18 protein-coding genes and 1 pseudogene are annotated in these 16,287 nt (G+C 71.2%); 11 read left to right on the top strand and 8 right to left on the bottom strand.

The window, feature by feature from the left end; all coding sequences use genetic code 11:
* Positions 1–223 precede the first annotated feature (223 nt).
* Both ACWIHY_RS02495 and ACWIHY_RS02490 read left to right on the top strand, forming a co-directional pair.
* The gene (locus ACWIHY_RS02495) at positions 224–529 is read left to right on the top strand and encodes an ArsR/SmtB family transcription factor (RefSeq protein WP_454373687.1); all 306 of its coding nucleotides are present in this window, start codon (positions 224–226) and stop codon (positions 527–529) included.
* An 11-nt stretch (positions 530–540) separates the two neighbouring features.
* The gene (locus tag ACWIHY_RS02490; protein WP_454373686.1) at positions 541–1,008 is read left to right on the top strand and encodes an RICIN domain-containing protein; all 468 of its coding nucleotides are present in this window, start codon (positions 541–543) and stop codon (positions 1,006–1,008) included.
* A gap of 12 nt (positions 1,009–1,020) precedes the next feature.
* Here the strand turns inward: ACWIHY_RS02490 and ACWIHY_RS02485 are convergent, their stop codons facing one another.
* Together ACWIHY_RS02485 and ACWIHY_RS02480 are read right to left on the bottom strand one after the other, a co-directional pair.
* Positions 1,021–1,923: a class I SAM-dependent methyltransferase gene (locus tag ACWIHY_RS02485; protein ID WP_454373685.1), complete on the bottom strand. Its 903-nt coding sequence runs from the start codon at positions 1,921–1,923 to the stop codon at positions 1,021–1,023.
* Complete coding sequence (locus ACWIHY_RS02480) at positions 1,920–2,912, bottom strand: AraC family transcriptional regulator (RefSeq protein WP_454373684.1); 993 nt, start codon at positions 2,910–2,912, stop codon at positions 1,920–1,922. The genes ACWIHY_RS02485 and ACWIHY_RS02480 overlap by 4 nt, the downstream gene beginning before the upstream one ends.
* A 101-nt stretch (positions 2,913–3,013) precedes the next feature.
* Here ACWIHY_RS02480 and ACWIHY_RS02475 point away from each other — a divergent pair, with 101 nt between their 5' ends.
* Entirely contained in the window at positions 3,014–3,886 is an 873-nt protein-coding gene (locus ACWIHY_RS02475) for an NmrA family NAD(P)-binding protein (RefSeq protein WP_454373683.1), read from the top strand.
* A 153-nt stretch (positions 3,887–4,039) separates the two neighbouring features.
* On the opposite strand, the gene ACWIHY_RS02470 is transcribed toward ACWIHY_RS02475, so the two are convergent.
* A complete protein-coding gene (locus tag ACWIHY_RS02470) occupies positions 4,040–4,345 on the bottom strand; it encodes a 4a-hydroxytetrahydrobiopterin dehydratase (protein ID WP_028813031.1) in 306 nt (101 codons plus the stop codon).
* Positions 4,346–4,594: 249 nt separating this feature from the next.
* On the opposite strand from ACWIHY_RS02470, the gene ACWIHY_RS02465 reads away from it, so the two are divergent.
* A complete protein-coding gene (locus ACWIHY_RS02465) occupies positions 4,595–5,404 on the top strand; it encodes a helix-turn-helix domain-containing protein (protein WP_454373682.1) in 810 nt (269 codons plus the stop codon).
* 5 nt (positions 5,405–5,409) lie between these two features.
* On the opposite strand, the gene ACWIHY_RS02460 is transcribed toward ACWIHY_RS02465, so the two are convergent.
* Positions 5,410–5,823, bottom strand: a complete 414-nt coding sequence (locus ACWIHY_RS02460) for a hypothetical protein (RefSeq protein WP_454373681.1) — start codon at positions 5,821–5,823, stop codon at positions 5,410–5,412.
* 140 nt (positions 5,824–5,963) lie between these two features.
* On the opposite strand from ACWIHY_RS02460, the pseudogene ACWIHY_RS02455 reads away from it, so the two are divergent.
* The 5 genes and pseudogenes from ACWIHY_RS02455 to ACWIHY_RS02435 form a co-directional block, all read left to right on the top strand.
* Positions 5,964–6,625, top strand: a pseudogene (locus ACWIHY_RS02455) (sigma factor-like helix-turn-helix DNA-binding protein); the annotation flags it as partial.
* 71 nt (positions 6,626–6,696) lie between these two features.
* A complete protein-coding gene (locus ACWIHY_RS02450; RefSeq protein ID WP_454373680.1) occupies positions 6,697–6,990 on the top strand; it encodes a hypothetical protein in 294 nt (97 codons plus the stop codon).
* A 227-nt stretch (positions 6,991–7,217) separates the two neighbouring features.
* The gene (locus ACWIHY_RS02445; protein ID WP_454373679.1) at positions 7,218–8,060 is read left to right on the top strand and encodes an ABC transporter substrate-binding protein; all 843 of its coding nucleotides are present in this window, start codon (positions 7,218–7,220) and stop codon (positions 8,058–8,060) included.
* On the top strand, positions 8,027–8,857 hold the full coding sequence (locus ACWIHY_RS02440) for an amino acid ABC transporter permease (protein WP_454373678.1): 831 nt from the start codon (positions 8,027–8,029) through the stop codon (positions 8,855–8,857). The genes ACWIHY_RS02445 and ACWIHY_RS02440 overlap by 34 nt, the downstream gene beginning before the upstream one ends.
* Positions 8,858–8,867: 10 nt before the next feature.
* A complete protein-coding gene (locus ACWIHY_RS02435) occupies positions 8,868–9,671 on the top strand; it encodes an amino acid ABC transporter ATP-binding protein (protein WP_454373677.1) in 804 nt (267 codons plus the stop codon).
* Positions 9,672–9,705: 34 nt separating this feature from the next.
* On the opposite strand, the gene ACWIHY_RS02430 is transcribed toward ACWIHY_RS02435, so the two are convergent.
* On the bottom strand, positions 9,706–10,179 hold the full coding sequence (locus ACWIHY_RS02430; RefSeq protein WP_454373868.1) for a nucleotide triphosphate diphosphatase NUDT15: 474 nt from the start codon (positions 10,177–10,179) through the stop codon (positions 9,706–9,708).
* 142 nt (positions 10,180–10,321) lie between these two features.
* Between ACWIHY_RS02430 and ACWIHY_RS02425 the strand changes: the two genes are divergently transcribed.
* Positions 10,322–10,765: a MarR family winged helix-turn-helix transcriptional regulator gene (locus ACWIHY_RS02425; RefSeq protein ID WP_454373676.1), complete on the top strand. Its 444-nt coding sequence runs from the start codon at positions 10,322–10,324 to the stop codon at positions 10,763–10,765.
* 154 nt (positions 10,766–10,919) lie between these two features.
* Positions 10,920–12,032 carry a catalase family protein gene (locus ACWIHY_RS02420; RefSeq protein ID WP_454373675.1) on the top strand — a complete coding sequence of 371 codons (1,113 nt, stop codon included), beginning with the start codon at positions 10,920–10,922 and terminating at the stop codon, positions 12,030–12,032.
* Between the two features lie 45 nt (positions 12,033–12,077).
* Here the strand turns inward: ACWIHY_RS02420 and ACWIHY_RS02415 are convergent, their stop codons facing one another.
* The 3 genes from ACWIHY_RS02415 to ACWIHY_RS02405 all read right to left on the bottom strand — a co-directional run bounded on the left by ACWIHY_RS02415 (position 12,078) and on the right by ACWIHY_RS02405 (position 16,259).
* On the bottom strand, positions 12,078–13,454 hold the full coding sequence (locus ACWIHY_RS02415) for an amino acid permease (RefSeq protein ID WP_454373674.1): 1,377 nt from the start codon (positions 13,452–13,454) through the stop codon (positions 12,078–12,080).
* A gap of 66 nt (positions 13,455–13,520) precedes the next feature.
* Positions 13,521–15,674 (bottom strand): phage holin family protein, encoded by a 2,154-nt coding sequence (locus tag ACWIHY_RS02410; RefSeq protein ID WP_454373867.1) that lies wholly within the window; start codon positions 15,672–15,674, stop codon positions 13,521–13,523.
* 180 nt (positions 15,675–15,854) lie between these two features.
* Positions 15,855–16,259 carry a hypothetical protein gene (locus ACWIHY_RS02405; protein ID WP_454373673.1) on the bottom strand — a complete coding sequence of 135 codons (405 nt, stop codon included), beginning with the start codon at positions 16,257–16,259 and terminating at the stop codon, positions 15,855–15,857.
* Between the last annotated feature and the right edge of the window lie 28 nt (positions 16,260–16,287).

Here is a 16,287-nt window from a genome sequence, read left to right as displayed (position 1 = left end):
CGCGTCCCCCGAGACCAGGCGGGCGAGGTCGGCCGGCTCGGGGAGCGAGCCGACGGTGGGCGTCCCGCCGCGCTCCTCGGCCGGGCCGGCCACCGAGGGGTCGATGTCGAACAGGGACACCTTGTGACCCGCCCTGGCCGGCTCGGAGGCGATGCCCCCGCCGTACGGTCGACTCCCGAGCGGGCAAATCGGTCAGTACGAGGTCCGTCATACAATCGCCCCCATGGCCACGTACCACCCCGACCGCGACCAGCTGCCGATCGAGGACGTCCTCGCCGCGCTGGGCAACCCGGTCCGCCTCGGCATCGTCCGGGAGCTCGCCGCCTCCGTCGGCGAACGCACCTGCGGCAGCCTCCCCCTCGCAGTCACCAAGGCCACCGCAACCCACCATTGGCGGGTTCTGCGCGAGTCCGGCATCACCCGCGACCACAAGGTGGGCCGCTGCACAGCCGTCGAACTGGGCCGCGACGGACTCGACCACCGCTTCCCGGGACTGCGGACCGCCGTCCTCGACGCCCCCACCAGCTGAAGGAGCAAGGAATGTCGCAGCCCCAGCCCATCGAGGAAGGCCCGTACCGGCTGCGCAATGTCGGCAGTGGGCTGTTGCTCGAGGTGTACGGCGGCCACAAGGGCAGCGGCGCCAACGTCCAGCAGGGCAAGGACAGCGGCGCCCCGGCGCAGCAGTGGGAGGTGTCCGCGGTGCACAGCGGCGGCGGCCTCTACCACCTGGTGAACGCCGCCAGCGGCAAGCGGCTCGACGTGGCCGGGGCCTCCACCGAGAACGGCGCCAACGTCCAGCAGTGGAAGGCCAACAACTTCGGCGCCCAGGAGTGGATCGTCGAGCAGCACCTCGACGCGCCGGGAACGGTCACCCTGATCAGTTACGTCAGCGGGCTGCTGCTCGAAGTCGCGGACGGCAGCATGGACGACGGCGCGAACGTGCAGCAGTGGGAGGACACCGACTCCCCCGCCCAGTGGTGGCAGTTGGAGCCGGTGATCAACCTCTAGCCGGGTCGTGCGTCAGGCGCGGTGCGCGATGTGCACGGTGCGCGCCCGCAGCAGGAACACGTCGGGGCGCTGGGCGAGCCCCGCCGCGTCCTGCCGGTCCAGCAGTCGCTCCAGCGTCGACACGTCGTCGGCCGTCAGCCGGTCCGCGAACACCTCCCGCTGCCGCGCGAAGGTCTCGACGACCAGCTCGCGCGCCGCGTCCGGCAGTGGCGCCGGCAGGTCGAGCAGGAAGGAGCGGCTGCCGCCCGGAGTCAGCCCGGCGGCGGCCAGCAGCGCACTCCAGTCCTCCACCTCGGACTTCGCGCCGGGCAGTTCCTCCCGCATCTGCGTGAACCGCTCGGTCCACGCGACCTCCAGCCGGGCCTCCAGGCCCGGCCTGCCGATCCCGATGTCGCGGGGCAGGTGACGCGGCGACAGCCCGCCCTCGAACAGGGCCACGGTCCCGCCGGGGCGCAGCAGCCCGGCGAAGCTGGTGAGGGCCGCGCGCTGATCGCCGACATGGTGCAGGGAATTGGCGGCCCAGACCAGGTCGGCGTCGCCCAACGAGCCGAGCTCGTCCGGGACTTCGGCCACTACGGTACGTACCCTCTCCCCCAGACCGGACCGCTCCGCCCGCGCCCGGGCGCGCTCGAGCAGTGCCGGCGAACTGTCCACGGCCACGACCTCCGCGTCCGGGAACGCCTCGGCGAGCATGCAGGTGATGAGTCCGGGGCCGCTGCCGATGTCCAGGATGCGGCGTACGCCCTGCGGCCCCCGGAAGCGCTCGGCGATCCACGCCGCGGCCTGCTCGTACACGGGGCGGTGCACCTGGGCCTCGTGCTCCAGGTGTGTGCCGAGCGCGTCCCAGTCGAAGTCGGTGCCGTGGTGGCTGTGGTCGTGGCTGTGCGTGTCATGGGTGCTGTGGCTGTGGGTCATACGTCCACTTTCTCGCCGGACCGCTCTGCTGGCGAACGTTCTTGCCGTTCCGGCAAAGCGCCGCCCCTGCGGAACTCCTGCGGGCTGACCCCGCGCACCCGTTTGAAGGCCGCGCTCAGCGCGAAGGACCCGCTGTAGCCGACCTGGCGCGCCACCGCCCCCACCGTGGCTTCCGTCTCCCGCAGCAGATCCGCGGCGAGCGCCAGCCGCCATCCCGTGAGGTACGCCATGGGCGGCTCCCCCACCAGCTCGGTGAAGCGCCGGGCGAGACCCGCCCGCGAGACCCCGGCCTTCGCGGCGAGGCCGGCGACCGTCCACGGGTGGGCGGGGTCGTTCTGCATCAGCCGCAGGGCCCGGCCGACCACCGGGTCCCCCATCGCCAGGTACCAGGCGGGTGCCGCCGCCTCGGGGCGCGAGAACCACGACCGCAGCGTCGCGATCAGCAGCAGGTCGAGCAGCCGGTCCAGCATCACGCTCTGCCCCGGTTCGTCCCTGCTGATCTCGTCGTCCAGGGCCGGCATCAGCGGGCAGTTCCACAGCTCGGCGGGCAGATGAACGAGCGGCGGCAGCGCGTCGAGCAGTCGCCCGCTGACCTCGCCCGCCATCCGGTACGTGCCGATGAGCATCGCCGAAGCGCCGTCCGGGCTGTCGCCCCACGTCCGTACGCCGAGATGCATCGTCTCGGACAGCGGCTCCCCCTGGAGCGTGCCGCACACCCCGCCGGGCCCGATCACGGCCCGCGTCGGGCTCGCCGGATCGTCGGCGCAGGTGTACGGGTCGGGGCCGCGCGCGATGGCCACGTCACCGGGGCGCAGCAGCACCGGGTCACCGGCGTCGGGGATCACCCAGGCGTTGCCGCGGCTCATGCACATCAGCGAGAGCGGCGCCCGGTCCTCGATCCGCACCGCCCAGGGCGGGTTCAGCACGGCCCGGAGGAGGAAGGCGCCCCGGGCGCGCGGCCCGTCGAGCAGACCCGCGAGTACGTCCATGGGTCCAGCCTAGGACGGCCGCACGTCGGCTTGGACGCAGACGCATGGAGTTGAGCCTCTGCAGCATGGCCCGTCCAGGCGCGCGCCGCGAACCTTGAGGCATGACAGAAGACAAGAAGCAGGAAACGGTGTTGGTGACGAACGGTACGGGCAAGACCGGCCACCGGGTCGTCGAGCGGCTGACCGCCCTCGGTGTGACGGTGCGGGCGGGGTCGCGGAGGGGCGAGGTGCGGTTCGACTGGGAGGACGGGTCGACGTGGGGCCCGGCACTGCGGGGCGCGGACGCCGCGTATGTGTCGTACTACCCGGACCTGGCCGCTCCCGGGGCGGTGGACGCGGTGCGGACGTTCGGACGGATCGCTCACGAGAACGGAGTGCGGCGGCTGGTGCTGCTGTCGGGGCGCGGTGAGCCCGAGGCGGTCGCCGCCGAGGAGGCACTGCGCGCGTCGGGCGCCGAACTGACCGTCGTACGCAGCAGTTTCTTCGCCCAGAATTTCAGCGAGGGCGCCATGGCCGAGGGCGTGGTCGCCGGTGAGGTCGCCTTCCCGGGAGGGCGGACGGCGGAGCCGTGGGTGCACGTCGACGATCTGGCGGACGTCGTGGTCTCGGTGCTCACACGGGACGGGCACGCCGGTCTGGTGCACGAGCTGACGGGCCCCCGGCTGCTCACCTTCGACGAGGTGGCGGCCGAGATCTCGAAGGCGGCGGGCCGCGACGTGCGGTACGTGCCGGTGTCCGGTCCCGAGTACGCCGGGCTCCTTCAGCAGTACGGGATGCCGGAGCCGGAGGCCGAGTGGCTCGCCGGGCTGTTCACGACGCTGCTCGACGGCCACAACGCGTCGGTGACGGACGGGGTCGAGCGCGTGCTGGGCCGCGCGCCCAGGGACTTCACCGACTTCGCGCGGGAGGCGGCAGCGGCCGGCGCGTGGGACGGCCGAGGGGCGTTCGGCGATCAGGTCGCCCCGGTGGCATAGCGCGCCCGGTTCGCCAACCGGATCATGGAGTTCGCTCACCGCGTCGACGGACCCGGCGGCGAGCGGCAGCCGGCGGACGTCCGCGAGCACGCCCGCCGCTCCCGTCCCCAGGGGGCCGACCCGACGGCGTCGTAGTCCAGCACCGTACGGAGCTCAGCTCGCTCCGTGCCCCGGGGCGATGTCCTCGACCCGGCGCGCGAGCTCGAAGTCGAGGTCGGTGACGGCACCTCCCGCGCTGTGGGTGTTCACGGTGAGCGCCACGGTGTTGTACCCGAGTGTCAGGTCCGAGTGGTGGTCCAGTTCGTCCTGGATCCCGGCCACGTGGACGACCAGCGCGGCGGCGGCGAAGTGCGTGCCGAGCCGGTACGTGCGGGCGATCCGGTTGTCGTCCAGCGACCAGCCGGGGAGTTCGCGGAGACGGTCCTCGATCTCCTTCTGCGACAGCGGCTCAGTGGCCATGGCGAAGCTCCCTCCAAGATGCGGTGTCGCAGATCAGCCTCCCACCTTCCGGCCGGAATCGGCGCTCAGGCGGCGCCGTGAATTCTCCTCGGGGTTGATCCGCGGTGCTCGGCGGTCCTCGGCAGGCAGGCGCCCCCCGGTACACGTGCAGGGGCGCCGCGGTGCGATCCCTCGGCCGGGTGTCGGGCGCTCCCCGTGCCACCGGTTGGTCAATTCACCTTGCCCACGGGTCGGTTACCGTCTTGACCCATGACAACTGTCGCAGTCGACAAGGGTGTGGGTGCGCTGGTGCGCGGCTGGCGGGAGCAGCGCCGGCTGAGCCAGCTGGAGCTGGCGCTGCGCGCCGATTCGTCCGCCCGGCACATCAGCTTCATCGAGACGGGCAGGTCACGTCCGAGCCAGGAGATGGTGCTGCGCCTGGCCGAACACCTCGACGTACCGGTGCGCGAGCGCAACGCCCTTCTGCTGGCGGCGGGATACGCCCCCCGGTTCGCCGAGACGTCGCTCGACGACCCGGCGCTCGGCGCCCTGCGCGAGGGCATCGAGCGGCTGCTGGCGGGCTACGAGCCGTACCCCGCCCTGGTCGTCGACGGTTCGTACACCGTGGTCGCCGCGAATCGCGGGATCGCGATGCTGCTCGACGGCCTGCCCGAGCACCTCCTCACGCCCCCGCTGAACGCGATGCGGATCACCCTCCACCCGGAGGGACTCGCCCCGCGGATCCGCAATCTGCGGGAGTGGCGCGGGCACCTCAAGGCCCAGATGGAGCGCCAGATCGGGCTGGCCAGGTCGGAGGCGTTGCGCGCGGTGTACGACGAGGTGTCGGCCTATCCCGTACCGGAGCCGGAGGCGGCGGACGCGCGGCGCCCGGAGGATCCGCCGTACCCCTACTTCGCGCTGCCGCTCCAGATCGAGCACGACGGCCGGGTGCTGTCGTTCGTTTCCTCGATCTCGACGTTCAATACGCCGATGGACGTGACGGTCGCCGAGCTGGCCATCGAGACGTTCCTCCCGGCCGACCCGGCGACGGTCAAGTACCTCCAGTCGCTGGCCCTCTGAGCCACTCACCCCCGGGCGCGCAGCGCGAGGTGCTGCAGCCCGGCGAAGCCGGCGACGGTCGCGGCCTGCATCGGGATCCAGAACGTCCCGGCCGTCGTCGGCGAGAACCAGAGCACGAGCGCGGCGAGACTCGCCACCGCCCACACCAGGTTCGCCTCGATGACGCCCTTGACGGGGAACGCGGCGGGCTCCCGCCGGGACGCCAGATACCCGACACCGGCGCCGAACACCACCAGGAACACCCCCAGTGCGAGCAGCAGCCCGGCATCGACGCCTAGCAGCCGTCCGACAGGGCCGGAGGCGGCGACGTACACGAGCCCGTTGGTGATGGTGACCAGGGCGTCGAGCGCGAGGAAGCGGCGCAGCACCGCCTGCGGGTCGGTGGTCCGGGAAAGAGTGGCGAGCATGGTTGCGGACACGGCGAATCAGCCTCCGTCGAGGTCGTACGGGCTGGAAGTGACCCGGGGCCCGGACGGAGTGCGCCGCCCGGCCCCCGGTAACGGCAACGATGCCGGGCTCGCGGGAGAGCGTCGATTACTCCGGAGGTAATGCCGGGGGTGGCGTGCCCCGTATGGCACCGGGCGCCTGGCTCATGGCCACCGCCAGGCACCGGGCGATCGATCTCGTACACCGCAAGGAGACCTACGCGCGCAAGCTGGCGGAGGTCGGGCGGACGCTGGAGGACGCGGCGCCGCCCGAGCCCGCCGACACCGAGGACATCGACGACGATCTGCTGCGGCTTATTTCACCGCCTGCCATCCCGTGCTGTCGACGGAGGCGCGGGTCGCGCTCACGCTGCGGCTGCTGGGCGGGCTGACGACGCAGGAGATCGCCCGCGCCTTCCTGGCCTCCGAACCGGCGGTCGCCCAGCGCGTCGTCCGCGCGAAACGGGCGCTCGCGAAGGCAGGGGTCCCCTTCGAGGTCCCGTACGGCGCCGACCGGGCGGCCCGTGTCGCGTCCCCTTCTCTGAACCGCGCGGTCGCCGTCTCCATGGCGGACGGGCCGGCGGCCGCGCTTGCTCTGGTGGACGCCCTGGCGGACGAACCTGCCCTCAAGGACTACCACTTGCTGCCGAGCGTCCGGGGCAACCTGCCGGACCGCCTGGGCCGGGCGGCGGAAGCGCGTGCGGAGTTCGAGCGGGCGGCTTCCCTGACGCGGAACGCGCGTGAGCGGGAACTGCTGCTGAGGCGGGCCACCGCTGCCGACGCCGCGGAAAGGTAGCGCGAGCACAAGATCACTTCATATATAGTTACTGACAGGTAATGACCAACCTGCACCAGGGGGAAGCTCTCATGCTTCGACGTATTTCCACGATCGCCGTGACCGCCGCGATGACCGGTGGCGTTCTCTTCGCGGCTCTGCCCGCTCACGCCGCTCCGTCCACCGGCCAGCAGACGATGGCCGCTCGCGGCGGCGCCATCACCGTCAACATCAACGAACTGCGCCAGCAGTCCGCCGATCTGAAGACCAAGGCCGAGAAGCTGGACCGGCTGGGCGAGCGTGAGGCGGCGAAGCGCGCCCGCGCCCAGGCCGCGGCGATCGACCGGCGCATCCAGCAGTTCATCGACGCCGAGAACAACATGTAGTCCGCACCCCGCGGACTTCCGCCCGCCCCGAAGCCGTCGGGGCGGGCGTTGCGCTGTTCCCAGGCGGTCCCGCACGCCGCGCATGACACCCGCCAGGACGGGAATGGGACACCGGCATGGTCCAGGCGTCGAGAAGAGTTCCGCGAAGGCCGGGTCGCTGGCTTACGATCACCGCTGACGACTCGGTTCCCCCGCCGACGTCCGCCCCCGCCCCATGGAGGTCAACCGTGTCCAGGACGGCCAAGGGCCATCGCGCCCGCCGCATCCGTACCCTCGCCATCGCCGGTTCCACCGCGGCCGGGCTGTTCCTCGCCGTCGGCTGTTCCTCGGGCGACGAAGGGCCCGCCGAGGCCGCGGGCGGCGTACCCGTGGTCGAGAAGGGCAAGCTGACCACCTGCACGCACCTGCCCTACCCGCCGTTCCAGTCCGAGCAGAACGGCAAGGTCGTCGGCTTCGACGTGGCCCTCATCGACCTCGTGGCCAAGAACCTCGAGGTCGAGCAGGAGATCCTCGACACGCCCTTCGAGAACTTCAAGACCGGCGCGTTCCTCAACTCCGGCGAGTGCGACCTCGCCGCCGCCGGCATGACCATCACCGACGAGCGCGAGAAGAACGTCGACTTCTCCGTCCCGTACTTCGACGCCACCCAGGCGCTGCTGGCGACGAAGAAGAGCGGCGTCACCACGCTGGACGAGGTCAAGTCCGGGAAGAAGAAGCTCGGCGCGCAGGCGGAGACGACCGGCGAGAGCTACGCCACGAGCAAGGGCTTCGACCCGGTGGCCTTCGAGAGTTCGGACGCCGTACTGAACGGACTGCGCACCGGTCAGGTCGACGCCGTCGTGATCGACTACCCCGTCGTACAGGGGTGGCTGAAGGACAAGGCGAACGCCGACGAGTTCGTCCTCGGTCAGAACATCGAGACCGGTGAGGAGTACGGGTTCTCGGTGAAGAAGGGCAACACCAAGCTGAAGACCGCCATCGACAAGGCCATCACGGACGCCAAGGCCGACGGCACGTACGAGAAGCTCTACGAGAAGTGGATCGGACCGCTGCCCAAGGTCCAGTCGTGACCTCTCGCCTCTCCAGGCGGCAGCGGCGCCGTATTTCGCAGGGCATCCAGTACGCCCTCTTCGTGGCGGTCCTGGTCCTGATCGGCCTCCTGGCCGACTGGGACCGGCTGCAGAACCAGTTCGCCCAGAAGGACCTGGTCAGCGAGCTCTTCCCGGAGATCATCACCACCGCTCTGCGCAACACGGTGGTGTACACGCTCTCCGGCTTCGCGTTCGGGCTCGTACTCGGCCTGGTCGTCGCACTGATGCGGCTGTCGTCCGTGGCCCCCTACCGGTGGGTCGCGAGCGTCTACATCGAGTTCTTCCGCGGCCTGCCCGCCCTGCTGATCTTCATCTTCGTGGGTGTCGCCGTGCCGCTGGCGTTCCCGGGGACGGAGATTCCCGGCGGTACGTACGGCAAGGTCGCCCTCGGGCTCGGTCTGGTCGCGGCCGCCTACATGGCCGAGACCATCAGGGCGGGCATCCAGGCCGTGCCCAAGGGGCAGATGGAGGCCGCGCGTTCGCTGGGCTTCTCGCATGCCCGGGCGATGGTGTCGGTGATCATTCCGCAGGCGTTCCGCATCGTCATCCCGCCGCTCACGAACGAACTCGTCCTGCTGTTCAAGGACTCCTCGCTGGTGCTGTTCCTCGGCGTGACCCTGAACGAGCGGGAGCTGACCAAGTTCGGCAGGGACCTGGCCAGCCAGACCGCCAACTCCACCCCGATCCTGGTCGCGGGGCTCTGCTACCTGATCGTGACGGTGCCGCTGAGCTTCGTGGTGCGCCGCCTCGAGGCCCGTGCCGACAAGGCCAAGTGAGGACGAGCAGATGCCACAGCACGAGATCGAGATCCGCGGTCTGCACAAGTCGTTCGGGGACAACCACGTCCTGCGCGGCATCGACCTGGACGTCGCCCGTGGCGACGTGGTGTGCGTCATCGGGCCTTCGGGGTCCGGCAAGTCGACGCTGCTGCGCTGCGTGAACCTGCTGGAGGAGCCCAGCTCGGGGCAGGTCTTCGTCGGCGGTACGGAAGTCACCGACATCGAGGTCGACATCGATGCGGTACGCCGCCGGATCGGCATGGTCTTCCAGCAGTTCAACCTCTTCCCGCACGTCACCGTGACGGAGAACCTGATCCTGCCCCAGCGGCGTGTGCTGGGCCGGGGCAAGGCCGAGGCCGCCAAGGTGGCCCGGGAGAACCTGGAGCGCGTCGGGCTCGCCGACAAGGCCGACGCCTACCCGGCGCAGCTGTCCGGCGGGCAGCAGCAGCGGGTCGCCATCGCACGGGCGCTGTCCATGGGGCCCGAGGTGATGCTCTTCGACGAGCCGACCTCCGCGCTGGACCCGGAGCTCGTCGGCGACGTACTCGCCGTCATGAGGGTGCTCGCCTCCGAGGGCATGACGATGATGGTCGTCACCCACGAGATGAGCTTCGCCCGGGAGGTCGCCGACCGCGTCGTGTTCATGGACGGCGGGGTGATCGTGGAGGAGGGGCCGGCGGCGCAGGTCGTGGGTGATCCCCGGCACGAGCGCACCCGGAACTTCCTCAACCGCATCCTGGACCCGTCCGCCGCCGAGGCGCCGGGCACCGAAGCGCCGGGCACCGAGGCCGCGGGCCCCGCGGCCGGCTGACCGCCGGGGGCGGAGCCGGTGTCCGGGTGCCGGTTCAGCGGGCGGTCGGATAGCAGTGCGCCGGGGCGTCCGGGAGGTCCAGCTCCGGGCACCAGGTGCGCAGTACGGACGCCGACGGCACGAAGAGGTCCTTGGGCACCTCGTCCGTCCCGAACCACTCCCACCGCACGATCTTGTGCGGTTCGGTGACGCGCGGGGTGCCCGTGGCGCCCTCCAGCACCGCCGCGGCCGTGACACGGGTGACGCCGCGGGCTCCGTCCATCAGTACGGCGACGATGCGGACGCCGCCGGCTCCGGCGCGCAGTGACGTCTCCTCTTCCAGCTCGCGCACGGCGGCCTCCTCGAAGCTCTCGCCGGCGTCGACCTTGCCGCCGGGCAGTTCCCAGCGGCCGTCGTGTCCCAGTCCGAGCAGGACACGGTCGCGGGGGCCGACGACAACAACGCCTACGCCGGTCAGGCCGTTCGGCGTGGGGAAAGCCCGCTCGGGGCGCTCGGCCGTGGCCGTCATGTGTTCTGCCTCCAGTTCTCGAAGCCGGTGCGTGAGCCAGGCGGCCGTACGGATGCCGTGCGTACGTACACCACCGGGACAGTGGACCACGAGTGCGGGCCACCGGACCGGACAGCACCGGCTGGTCACGGAGAATGGGGACATGGGTGAGATCAGACCTCCGGCCGGGTCCATGGCAATCGACGACCAGCTGTGCTTCGCGCTGCACTCCGCATCGCGTGCGGTGACGGCCGCGTACCGGCCGGTGCTGGCCGAGCTCGGCCTGACCTATCCGCAGTACTTGGTGATGCTGGCGGTCTGGGAGCGCGGCGACGTTCCGATGAAGGAGCTGGGCGCCGTCCTCGGGCTGGACTACGGGACGCTCTCGCCCCTGTTGAAGCGGCTGGAGACGGCGGGGCTGGTGCGGCGGGAGCGGCAGGCGGACGACGAGCGGCTGGTCACCGTGTCGGCGACCGAGCAGGGCCGGGCGCTGAAGGCCGGGGCCGAGCGGGTGCCGGGCGCGATGGGACAGCGCTACGGCATGTCGGCCGAGGAGGCAGAGGGGCTGAGGACACGGCTGCGGGACCTCGTCGACCGGCTGAGCTGAGACGGGCGGCTGTGACGTGATGACGTGTCGCGACGTGGGGTCAATCACAGGCAGTTAAATCGTGCGCAATTAAGTTGTGCACTATCTTTTTCCCTGAGCAGGCCGCCCGGCCGCCCATCAGGAGACCCCAGGGGTCGGAAGAAGGAGTGCCGTCATGGATTTCGTCAGGTACGAGTCGTACACGCCGGTCGAGCGCCCCACCTACCAGGCCGAACTCGACGAAGTGGTGCGCAATGTCGGGCGCCGCACCCGGGAGTCCGTCGAGCGCCAGGGTGTGGGCCGCGCGGTCCGCACGGCACACGGCAAGACGTACGGCCTGGTGAAGGCCACCGTCATGGTGGGTGAACTGCCCGAGCCGTACGCCCAGGGCATCTTCGCCGCCCCGGCCGCCTACGACGCCGTCGTGCGCTACTCGAACGGGCTCGGCCACCTGCGGGCGGACTCCCTGCTCGGCGCGGCCTGCGGCATGGGCATCAAGATGTTCGGCGTGCCCGGCGCGTCGCTCCTGACGGACGAGGCCGAGGCGGCCACCTTTGACCTCAACCTGATCAACAACCGGGTGTTCTTCGCCAATACGGCGTACGACTACATGGTGATCGAGCGGCTCTTCGCCGAACTCCCCGACGCGCTGGTGGACCCGGCGCGGCGCAAGTCATGGATGGGTGAGTTCCTCACCCGCCAGGGCACGTTGGAGACAGCCGACGAATGGCTGTGGGACGAGCTCTTCGCGATGCTGTCGTTCGCCAAGGTCCCGCGGAACAACCTCTTCTCGTACACGTACAACAGCATGGGAGCCTTCCGGTACGGCGATCACATCGCCAAGGTGCGGACCGTCCCCACGCCGGACTCACTGGCGGGCATCGCACACACCGGTGTCGACGTGCTGTCCGACGGTGAGGCGTTCCGTAACACCCTGGTGGCGGAGGCAGGTGAGCGCGACCACTCCTTCGAGCTCCAGGTGCAGCTCAACACCGATCTGACGCGCATGCCGGTCGACAACACCTCGGTGGAGTGGCCGGAACAGCTCTCACCGTGGATCACGGTGGCCCGGATCGCCGTCCCCCGCCAGGACATCTCGGGAGAGGAGAACCTCGCCGCGGCGGACGGTACGTCGATCACCCCGTGGCGCTCGCGCGAAGACCACCGGCCCATCGGCGAGATCCAGCGGGTGCGGGAGGAGGTGTACCGCCGCTCCTCCATCGAGCGGCACCGCCTCAATGGCCTGCCCCGGCAGGAGCCGACGAGCAGTGCGGAACTCCTGGGCTGAGGCCGGGCCGGGGCCGGGTGCGGTCCCACCCGGCCCGAAGACCCGTCAGGCCGGGGCGTCGGCCCTGGCCTTGCGGGCCGCGATCCACGCGTAGACCAGGACGCCCGCGAAGAGGAACAGCACGCCCTGGTACACCGCCGCGTAACCGGAACCGGCCACCAGCCACATCGAGAAGCCGAAGGCCAGGGCGGCGAGGACCGCGTCGCGGACCAGGCGGGGGCGGTTGACGCGGTCCGAGCGGCCCGAGGCGAGGAAGTAGATCTGGGCTGCGGTCGACAGGAGGTAGGGGACGGTCGCCGTGAACGTCGTGACCAGGACCAGGATCTCGAAGACGCCCTCGGAGCCCGCCGCGTAGTTGTAGACGGTCAGGAGCGAGGCGAGGACGGCCGTGACGAGGACGCCCGCCGTCGGGACACCGCGCCGCTTCGTGGCGAACACCGCGGGGAAGAGGCCGTCCTTGGCGGCCGCGTACGGCGTCTGCGCGCTCAGCAGCGTCCAGCCGTTCAGCGCGCCGACCATGGAGACCAGGGCGGCGCAGGCGACGGCGGTGCCGCCCCACGAGCCGCCGAACATGGCGTTCACGGCGTCGGAGAAGGGCGCGGTGGAGCCGACCAGCTTGTCGTGGGCGACGGTGCCGAAGACCGCGAGCGTCCCCAGCAGGTAGATGAACGCGGCGCCGAGTGTGCCGAGGATCGTCGCCCGGCCGACGTTGCGTCGTGGGTCGCGGACTTCGCCGGCGCTGACGGCGGCCGACTCCACTCCGAGGTAACTGAAGAGAAGGATGGCCGCGGAGGCGGAGACCGCGCCGAGGGGACCCTGGCCGCTCGCCTGGAACGGGCCGAGGTTCGAGGCGTCGAAGAAGAAGAGGCCGCCGACGGCGACCAGCAGCAGGGGCGCGAACTTCAGCACCGTCGAGACCAGCTGGACCGCTCCCACGTACCGCGTGCCAGCCAGGTTCGCGAGGGCGGGGAGCCACTGGAGCGCCAGCGCGGCGGTGAGGGTGGCGGCGAGCGAGCCGTGGACGGGGATCAGCACGTCGAGGTAGCCGACGGCGGCCACGGCGAGGGCCGCGTTCGACACCCAGGTGGTGATCCAGTAGCTCCAGGCGGCGAGGAAGCCGGCGAAGTCGCCGAAGGCCTCGCGGGCGTAGACGTACGGGCCGCCCGTCTGCGGGTGCCTCTCGGCCAGACGCCCGAAGACCAGGGCGAGCGCGATCGCGCCGAGGGTCAGGATGCCGAAGGCGACGAGGCTGATGGTGCCGAAGGGGGCGACGGAGGCGGGCAGCAGGAAGATCCCGCCGCCGATGATGTTGCCCATGACCAGGGCGGTCGCGACCGGGAGGCCGAAGCGCCGGGCGTGCTTGCTCGGGGCGTCGGCGCCGCTCGCTGTGAGCTCGGGGGGTGGGGTGGTCAAGGTGGTCATGGGGTGGTGTGCCTCTCTCCGTACCAAAACCAGACCATGTTCTGGTACGGGGAACTGCGCACCAAATCAGGCTGATTTATCCTGTACGGCGCGCCCACCAACCGGAAAAGATCCTTCCGCTTCCACTTCTGGCTGGGAATCTTCCGCCGCCGCCAGCGGCACCTGCGGCCCCTGGCACTCCCGCAGCCACCGCCGCAGCACACCGTGCACCTGCTCCGCGCCTGCCAGCTCCTCCCCCTCGGTGACGGGCGGGGAGAGCGTGTAGGGGGAAAGGAGGAAGGGTCTGGCCTGTTCGCCGCCGAGGCCGCCGTGCGAGCCGATCTGCTCCTCGAAGGCGTGCACCCGCCCGGTCTCCGGATCGTGCCAGGAGTTCACCATGATGTCGGCGACGTGCGGGAAGCCGGACGTCCTGCGTACGGCGTCGGCGGCGCCCTTCCCGAACACGGCGAGCGGCCCCGTGCCGCCCGCACGATCGCTGGTTCCCTCGTCGCCGGCGCTGTCGTCTCCGTCGTCGTCTCCGTCGTCGTCGCGGTCGTCGTCCAGCCGGAATTCCGCGCCGTCGGCGCCGAGCACCAGCGCCCCGTGCTCCTCGCTCCGCACCAGCAGGAAGCCGATCCCGGGGTGGTTGGCGAGCGTCGTCAGCAGCGCCGGGTGGTGGCGGTCGATCTGCTCGCGCGTCGCCCGGCCCGCCGCGTCGGGGAAGGAGATCAGCCCGAGGTTGCCCGAGGCCAGCACGACCGGATCGGTGCCGGGCTCCGGGTGCTCCGGCTCCTCCTCGTCGTCGGGCACCGGCCGGTGAAGCGCGGTCCGTACGGCGTCGCGCGCCTCGGAGGCGCTAATGGTGCCCGCCGCGCGGCGCGGCACGGGCAGCCCGCAGCCGGCCCTGACGAGGTTCGCGAGGGTGAGCCCGTACGCCGACTGGAAGGTTTCCCCCGGGCTCTGCCCGTGGTCGGACAGCAGCACGAGCCGGTACGCGCGCGGAGCGTGCTCGGCGACCTTCGCTATCAGCTCCACCGACCGGTCGAGCCGCTCCAGTACCTTCAGCGCGTCCGTGCTGTGCGGTCCGGAGTGGTGCGCCACTTCGTCGTACGCCACCAGGTCGGCGTAGACGGCGGTACGTCCGGCGAGCATGTCGCCGAGGACCGCCGCGACCACGATGTCCCGCTGGACGACGGTCGCGAAGGCCCGGATGAAGGGGTAGAGGCCGCCGCGTTTCACTCGGGGGGTGTCGCCGCGCAGCCGCGCGCGCGTGGACTGGGCGATCTCCCGGACGACTTCGGCAACGAAGGAGATGGCGGTGCGTACGGCGTTGGCCGGGTCGGAGAAGTACGCGAAGTAGCCGGCCCGGGACCGGTTGGACCTGCCGCGCCGGGCCGCGATCGACAGGACGAGGGCGAGCTGGTCGGCGCCGCCGCTGAAGAGGTTGCCGCGGCTCGCGCCGTCGAAGGTGAGCAGTCCGCCGTCCCCGGTACGGGCGATCGCGCGGCGCTGCATCAGGGCCGCGCTGGCGGGGCGGCTGGAGACGACGACCTCCCGGCTCTCCTTCTCGTACCAGCGGAAGGCGGGGACGTCGTGGTTGGAACCGTGCAGTATGCCGAGCTGGCTGGCGCCGGTCTGGCTGGACCAGTCCGTACGCCACGGGGTCAGCCGGTGCGTGGGTTCCTCGCCGTCGAGCCAGCTCGCGACGGTCGGCATCAGGCCGTCGGCGACCGCCTGGAGCAGCACGTCGTGGCCGACGCCGTCGAGCTGGAGGAAGAGCGTGCCGGGGAGCCCGTTGCGTCCGTCGTCGCCGCCCTGCCTGCCACGGCGGTGGGCGAGCCGGGAGAGCCGGCGTTGATACGCGTCGTCGTCGCGTACCGCGAGGGCGGCGGAGGTCGCGGAGGCGACGGCGGACATGACGGCGGCCACGACGACCGCCGTCTCGGGGTCGGCCTCGCCCCGCCCGTCGGGGATGAGGCTGAGCGCGACGAGCAGCAGCGAGCCGTTGAGGAAGAAGACGAGCACGCCGAGTACGAGGGCGGGAACGAGCAGCAGCGCCCGTACGGCCAGGGGCCAGACCAGCGCGCCGAGCAGGCCGAACGCGCCCGCGCCCCAGACGGCGGTGAGCGCGACCCGGGTGATGCTGTCGCCGTCGTCCGCCTTGAGCTGGAAGTCCGGCAGGATCCCGGCGAGCACCAGCATCGTGAGCGTCGACACGGCCCAGACCGTGATCACGCGCAGCACGGCGCTGCCCGCGCTGCGCCATCGCCGTCGGACCACGCCGTCCCCACCTCACGTCCCGGGCCGCACCTGGGGCCCGCTTCCATTCCAGCGTGGCACAGCGGGACGTGGTGCCCCGGGCCTGCGCGTCGGTGATCGACGACGGCAGCGGTCAGAGGTACGCCGGAGCCTCAGTAGCGGTCAGCAGCCGTCATAACCGGCCGTCGGCATCGACAGTCTCCGGTGCACGCCCGCCTTCATGGCGGCGTTGTACGCGGGCTCGTCGAGGCCGGCCGTCTCGAGGCGTACGCCCCGGCGCTCGCACTCGGCGGAGAACTCCCGCACGGACGTCACGGCCCGCGCCAGCACGCGCTCGCTGGGCGCCACGAAGAGGTCGACGGCGCCCGCCTCGACGTCCGCCCACAGCGCGCGGTGGTCCGGGCGCATGCCGTAGAAGAGCAGCTGCCGGGTGACGACGTAGCCCTTGTCGGCAGCCCAGCGGGCGCACATCGCCTGCTGACTGCGGGTGTCCACCAGGAACGGATCACTGTCGAGCTCCTCGAGCGGAGTCAGGCTGGCTATGGCCGCCACTCGTATCCCGTCCATGACCCGACCCCCTGGGACGCTAGTTGTC

Source organism: Streptomyces sp. NPDC055287 (assembly GCF_053646035.1).
The sequence above is the reverse complement of the archived record's forward strand: the minus strand, read 5'-3'. Positions and strand labels throughout refer to the sequence as shown.

Coding starts and splice junctions, on each gene's coding strand:
- ACWIHY_RS02495 (WP_454373687.1), top strand. CDS start 224: ATGGCCACGTACCACCCCGACCGCGACCAGCTGCCGATCGAGGACGTC.
- ACWIHY_RS02490 (WP_454373686.1), top strand. CDS start 541: ATGTCGCAGCCCCAGCCCATCGAGGAAGGCCCGTACCGGCTGCGCAAT.
- ACWIHY_RS02485 (WP_454373685.1), bottom strand. CDS start 1,923: ATGACCCACAGCCACAGCACCCATGACACGCACAGCCACGACCACAGC.
- ACWIHY_RS02480 (WP_454373684.1), bottom strand. CDS start 2,912: ATGGACGTACTCGCGGGTCTGCTCGACGGGCCGCGCGCCCGGGGCGCC.
- ACWIHY_RS02475 (WP_454373683.1), top strand. CDS start 3,014: ATGACAGAAGACAAGAAGCAGGAAACGGTGTTGGTGACGAACGGTACG.
- ACWIHY_RS02470 (WP_028813031.1), bottom strand. CDS start 4,345: ATGGCCACTGAGCCGCTGTCGCAGAAGGAGATCGAGGACCGTCTCCGC.
- ACWIHY_RS02465 (WP_454373682.1), top strand. CDS start 4,595: ATGACAACTGTCGCAGTCGACAAGGGTGTGGGTGCGCTGGTGCGCGGC.
- ACWIHY_RS02450 (WP_454373680.1), top strand. CDS start 6,697: ATGCTTCGACGTATTTCCACGATCGCCGTGACCGCCGCGATGACCGGT.
- ACWIHY_RS02435 (WP_454373677.1), top strand. CDS start 8,868: ATGCCACAGCACGAGATCGAGATCCGCGGTCTGCACAAGTCGTTCGGG.
- ACWIHY_RS02430 (WP_454373868.1), bottom strand. CDS start 10,179: ATGACGGCCACGGCCGAGCGCCCCGAGCGGGCTTTCCCCACGCCGAAC.
- ACWIHY_RS02425 (WP_454373676.1), top strand. CDS start 10,322: ATGGGTGAGATCAGACCTCCGGCCGGGTCCATGGCAATCGACGACCAG.
- ACWIHY_RS02420 (WP_454373675.1), top strand. CDS start 10,920: ATGGATTTCGTCAGGTACGAGTCGTACACGCCGGTCGAGCGCCCCACC.
- ACWIHY_RS02415 (WP_454373674.1), bottom strand. CDS start 13,454: ATGACCACCTTGACCACCCCACCCCCCGAGCTCACAGCGAGCGGCGCC.
- ACWIHY_RS02405 (WP_454373673.1), bottom strand. CDS start 16,259: ATGGACGGGATACGAGTGGCGGCCATAGCCAGCCTGACTCCGCTCGAG.